Here is a 6180-nt window from a genome sequence, read left to right on the forward strand (position 1 = left end):
CGATATGGAAAAATCTGCGCTGGAAGAATACGACAAAAGCCAGTGGCACTTAATCTGGAAACAAGAATACGGCCGGTTCATCGACACAAAAACGATTTTTGACTACGACGACACCAAACCGCTGAAACGAAAATGACCAATTGAAAAAGGGGACTGTCCTAGAAGTAAGTGCCATGCTGAACTTGTTTCAGCATCTACGCTATCTACAGCTGTGTCATTCCGAAACGAGTTCGGAATGACACAGCTAACTGAACTTTTTAGGCAGCCCCTTTTTTTCGGCTTTAAGCCAGCCAAATGAACATCTTTATTTTATCGAATCGATAACTTTCTGCTCATATTTTGTCCAGTACTCGTCGTCGCAAGTGAAATTGCTTAATGAATCCACCGTGAACAAATTCTGGCCGTCCGCATTTTCGCCGAGAACTTTGGCAGGCTTCACAATGTTCTTTCCGAGAGCAGGAATCTGAGACTTGATTGCCTTCGCCATTTCTCCGGCAAGAACGAACCCGCCGAGCTTGTTGTTGTGCGTGCTGTCGCCCGGGAACATGAGCTTTCTTGCAAGAGAATCATTTCCAGATGCCTTGTAAGCATCTTCATAAAATTTCTTCGTGATTTCAAACCCATCAATAAGAATCACTTTTTCTTCTTTTGCAAGCTGCCGAACTGCCTCACAGTACGCATTGTTTTCCGTGAGCACGGCTCCTTCGCTTTCAGTCTCCTTTGCCGTCGAGTCGTGGTGCGGTCTGATTGTACCATCCTCGTTGTAGTACAAGCGGCTTACAGGAGTAACCAAAACAGGAATTGCGCCAGCATTCTTGGCAACGTCAATGTACTGCTTCAAGTACCACTTGTATGTGCCACCCTTCCAACCGTAGAACTCAGCACCATATTTTGAAACATAGGAGCTTGGGGTAGGAACTTTCTTTCCAGCAGTCACAGGATAAATCCCCTTTGAATCTGCTTTTCCAAGAGGAACATAGCGGTCTTCAAGGTAGCCCGCCTCGTTGTGGCAGTCGTTGTGACCAAACTGAATGAACAGATAGTCGCCTTTTCCAATCTTGTCAGCGATTTTCTGCAATGAGCCTTCGTTGATGAAGTTTCTCGTAGAACGTCCGCCCTCTGCATAGTTCTGGACGGCAACAGAATTGTTGAAGAAATTCTGCAAGTATTCGCCCCATGCTCCTTCGCTTCTTGTCTTTCCGCCCATCCAGATTCCATTCGAGCTGTAATCCTTGACTGTGGAATCGCCAGCCAAGAACACGTTCACAGCCCCGGCAGTCCGCGGTCTGTCAGCGGCAGCCTTCGACGGAGCCGCATAGCCTTCCTTGATTTTCGCCTCAAGCTTGATTTCCTTTGGCTCGCCCGCATTGTTGAATCTGCGCTTGGGAGTGACAACAGCCTTGATGAACGAATCCTGGTCGTCTTTCTTAATCAGATATGTCTTGTCGGCAAATCCTTTCGACTGCTTCATGAGGAACTCTGTTCCGTCCTCTGTGACGCTGTACCAGCTGATTTCGGAAACATCCTCGTTGTCGTACTGTCCAAGAGAATAATGGAGAGTGATTGTGTGTCCTGGGTACGGCGTGTTGATGTCGTCGTCCGTAGTAAAGCTCGGTTTTTTTGCGAATGATGTGTCTGATGATTTTGAGAACAAGCCCTTGAGCCACTGGAAGAACCGTGCAAAAATCGATTTTGGCTTTACTGTCTGCGCCGCAAAATAAGCAGGTGTCCAATCACCAAAAAAGTCTTTTGGTGCATAGCCATCCTCGCCGGTCAACGTGGTTCCGCCCACGCGATAATCAAAATCAGCAGCAGCGCCATCTTCAATCGTGCCGAATTCCTTGAAATTCGCATCCTCCGGCTTGTTTCCGCTCATCTGCGTCCAACCAAGCGGATTGATGATTCCAGACGTTCCCACGAGGGACTTGATGAACGCAACACGCGCCTCTTTTCCCCACGGGCGGCCAAGATAGCCCTGATTCACGAAATAATTCTGGTTTGCGCTCAACACGCAATCATAGAACAAATATCCTTTTTTGCTCGTAGTCCGAGCTGCGGTCAAATATCCGCCCGCAACACCTTCCGTCGTATATCCGGCAAAGCTAATCTCACAGTTCTCAAAAACAACGTCTCCGTCACCAAAGATGAAGTCGGTGTTTCCTTCGACAAAACAATTTCTGAAATATGCCCGAAGCGGCTCATTCTTGTACGGACTATTTTCCGCTTTCTGCGCCTCAGAATTGTAGCCCGTATAGAGCGTGTCCTGGCTTCCCAAGAATTTGCAGTTGAAGAACTCGGCGCGAACTGCCTCAATGAGAATTGCAGCCGAGCGTTCAGTCAATGCTTTTGAGCGCACGTCAGAATTGATTTTGCGCTCTGGAACACTTCCGTCAGATGCAACTCCATCCGAAAGTTCATCATCGGTCATGTACTTGTTGAACGAAGTCTCGAAGGTGATTCCCTCGGCACGGAACGCGGTTGCATACGGCTTAATGTATGTTGCGCCGCCCCATTTTGCCACTGGATGCTTTACGAATTTGTCATATGCCAAATCTTCGTCGTACCAGCCCTTTTCATCAGCCGAATAATAATTGTAGCCAATTCCGTAGTACCAAGTGAGTTTTACTTCCTGGGACGGCGTGTCATTTTTCAGCGTGATGTATGGCACATCGATAAGGATTTGCTCGCGGTACGTTCCCGGCGCAATATGAATCGTGATTCGGTCTTTTTCCGACTTAGGTCCCATTGCACTTGCCGCTTTCACTGCAGCACTCACCGTCTTGAACTCGGCTTTCGGACCGACTTTCAAATCTTTCTTGAGCTTGAGCGGTGCAAGAGTCTTGTCTTTCAAAGACATCTTAATATCTTTTGAAACTGCTTTTCCAGCCACGACAATGTGGTTGATTGTCTTAGCCTTGTCTGTTTCACATGAAACTTCATATGAGCCATCGCGAAGTTTCACAGAGTACGAATCCTTTGAAACAACACCATCGTACACATATCCATCTTCCATGTTCTTAAAAGAAATTTTTGTCGGAAGAGGAGATGTTTCGCCGAAGAATTTTCCGTTCGTCTCATACGTGGGCTTGAGTCCAACAACAATATCCTGAGCCACATCGTTTGAAAGCTGAATGCTTTTGCCAGCCGTGATTTCATAATCGTTCGCCCCAACAATCTGGGCCGTGTATGGAACCATCGGCTCAAGCTTTCCTTCGTATGAAAAAGAGCCGTTCGAGCCGGAAACAGCCATCTCAACGCTCTGATACACTCCGCCCGCAGGAGGATTCATCACGACAGAAAGTTTTGATGTGTCGTAGTTCGCGTCGATTCCTGTTATGCGTCCCGATGCTTTGTACAAAATCGCCTCGCCCACAACAAGATTAATGTTCTTTGCAGAACCGGCTTTTGCATCCGACAAATCGACAATCCGAGTCTCCGGGCTGATTCCGTAGCCCGCAATGCCTGAAAGCACCGCCGTAAATGTATGCTGTGGCGGAAGATTCACCCGGTATGAGTTTCCAGAAACTTTCGCATCCAACTCTTTGTTCAATCCGGCGATGACAAATTTGAGAGTCCCGTTTCCGTTCAAGTTTTCAAGTTTGCCGCTCACCTCAACGGCGGGAGTTCTTACTACACGATAGTATACTGGTTTTCCTGCTTTCTTGTCAGTCCAAATTCGATATGTTCCAGAAGTAAGGGCGACATAGGAATATCGTTTTGATTCAGCCTTTATCGGTGCAACCTCATCTTGCTCGGCAGTCACTTTTCCGTCGGCATCAACCGTTGAAAAGTGGATGTCCGTGTCGGCAGCAGCAGAAAGACGCGCATAAAACGTTATTATGTCACCGGCTTTTACGTTCTTTATCGTCAAGCAGCGGCGATTGTTTCCGCCAGTACCGTTGCAATAGTAGATACCGTTGGATGAATATCCATCGTCAAAAGTAACTGCCGCATATCCCTGCGTACCATAGTTTTTCTTTCCGTCATAGTACGCACGGTCATTCGCGACAACGTTCACCGTCAAATCGCCAAATGCAGGCAAGTCGCCGGCTTCAAGATATTTTCCACCGGCAGGAAGATTGGTGAGCGCATCAATATCAGCAATCGATATATGATTGTTCGCACCAGCCTCCTGCACGCCGCCAAAGTCCCAAACATCGACCTTTCGATTTTGGGCAGAAAGCGCAGATACGGCAATACATGCTGCAACTGCGCATAACACTTTATGAATCAACTTTTTCATAAAAACCTCTGCTTATATTGTATACAATAAAAAGCAAAGATTACTAGGGGCGTGACCAGTTGCTTCCCAAGCAATGGAACTGAATGGTTTTTGTTGCGCTTAAACGACAGCGCGGGGAAATGCAAAAATTTGGGCAAATTCTTTTGTGGGGGCATTGAAAAAATCAACAAGGATATTGGTATCCACAAGAATCATATAATGCTTTCCCCTCGCAAATCTTCGACTGCATTTTTGTCAAAAGAAATTTTCCCAATTGCGTTGAAAAAAGCACTCTTCTCTTTTGGAATTTCTATTTCTTCAAAAACAGATTTTTGCTCGTTCTTCTTTGCCAGAAGCATTTTCACTTTCTCAAAAATCGCCGTAAGAGTCGGAACGTCGAAATTATCAAGTTCATTAAAATACGCTAATGCCGTATCGCCCATAAGTTCACTTCCTTCTCTCCTATTCTATCACACTTTGCGCTTAAGTTCAGCTAGCCGTGTCATTCCGAACTCGTTTCGGAATCTCAACGCTGCAGATTGCGTAGATGCTGAAACAAGATGCCATGATATGAAAGTCTGGGAAAAGGTGGTACTCTGATTTGACGGAATCAGAGAGTCGGCGGAAGGTTCTGCCGAACTGTGAAGAAGGCACTGCAAAAACAGCCCCTTACTTCGAAAACAAGATTAACCAAAACCGACCGCCGTAAGACATAATGCGGAACGGGGACGTTTCCCCGTTACCGCGGATAGGAGTACGGTGTTCCACCACCAGACCTTCACTCCTGATTCCATTTTACTGAACGGAGGCATATTATGAAAGACTGCGAAGGAAGAAATGTGGGAATCGACCTGGGCAAAAGAACTCATGAGACTAAAATCATCTGGAAGGACGGAAAAGTGACCGGAACCAACGGAAAGACAAGTCCTGAGGGCAGAAAGAAACTTTATGCCTTGCTGAGAGCCAGTGACAGGGTGGCGATTGAAGTATGCTCGCTGGGAATGGTGATGGCAAAGGAAATAAAGGAACAGGTCGGTTGTGACGTAGTGCTTTTGAATCCGAGTCAAGTCGCGTTGATTTACCGCTCAGTAAAAAAGAATGACAAGGAAGATGCTCTGAAACTCGCACGCCTCGTGCAGAAATACACTGACGACGAGCTTCCGACCGTCGAGCTTCCGACGGAGCATGAGGAAAGCATCAGACAGATTCTGACAGAACTGAGACAGTTGAAGAACGACAGGACGAAGGAAATCAACAGGCTTCATGCCGTGTTCCTGGAGTGCGGAATAACTGAAATAAAACGCAAGGATCTGGCCACAAATGAAAACCGGGACAGGAGCATAAAGATTCTGAAAGGATTCGCGCTGAAGCAGGCGGAAAGAAGCCTCAGACGAATCGGGCAGATTGAGGAACAGATTGATGAAGTCGAGACGGAGCTTGATAAAGAAATAGAGGGGGACAAAAACGTTGAAGCCCTGATGGGCATTCCCGGAGTCGGGAAACAGCTGGCAGCTTCCTATATTGCATTCATCGGGGACGGCTCGCGCTACCGCAACGTTTCAACGGTTGGAGCTGCGGTCGGACTGGTCCCGAAACTTGACATGTCCAGCACAAAACTCCGGCTCGGACATATCACAAAGTGCGGGAATTCCAATTTGAGGTCCCTGCTGATTCTGGCCGCATGGTCGCATGTCAGGTCAAAAAAAGGCGGGGCAATAAAAGATAAGTTCCTATATATGACAGGAACTCAAAGCAAGTCGAAGAAAATCGCAATCGTTGCGACGGCAAGGAAACTTGCAGAATTGATGTACACGTTGTTAAAAACTGGTACATCTTATGAAAAGAGAGCTTCTGCAGCAGTGGACAAACTTGCAGACGAAGCTCTCTGTTTAGCTAGTTAATTATTGGAGTCAGGAACTTCATGGTATTGACAAATATCATAGGAGTTCAGCATGACA

At 46.9% G+C, this 6180-nt stretch carries 3 protein-coding genes; 1 reads left to right on the top strand and 2 read right to left on the bottom strand.

All coding sequences use genetic code 11. The features are described 5' to 3' along the window. Positions 1–304 precede the first annotated feature (304 nt). Entirely contained in the window at positions 305–4243 is a 3939-nt protein-coding gene (locus tag IJJ71_RS00615; protein WP_296844708.1) for a pectinesterase family protein, read from the bottom strand. Between the two features lie 191 nt (positions 4244–4434). After that, positions 4435–4665: a hypothetical protein gene (locus IJJ71_RS00620; RefSeq protein ID WP_296844709.1), complete on the bottom strand. Its 231-nt coding sequence runs from the start codon at positions 4663–4665 to the stop codon at positions 4435–4437. A 372-nt stretch (positions 4666–5037) separates the two neighbouring features. Between IJJ71_RS00620 and IJJ71_RS00625 the strand changes: the two genes are divergently transcribed. Further along, entirely contained in the window at positions 5038–6123 is a 1086-nt protein-coding gene (locus IJJ71_RS00625) for an IS110 family RNA-guided transposase (protein ID WP_296844710.1), read from the top strand. Positions 6124–6180: the final 57 nt, after the last annotated feature.

Origin of the sequence: Treponema sp., from assembly GCF_017430385.1 — a bacterium.
Classification (GTDB): Bacteria; Spirochaetota; Spirochaetia; order Treponematales; family Treponemataceae; genus Treponema_D.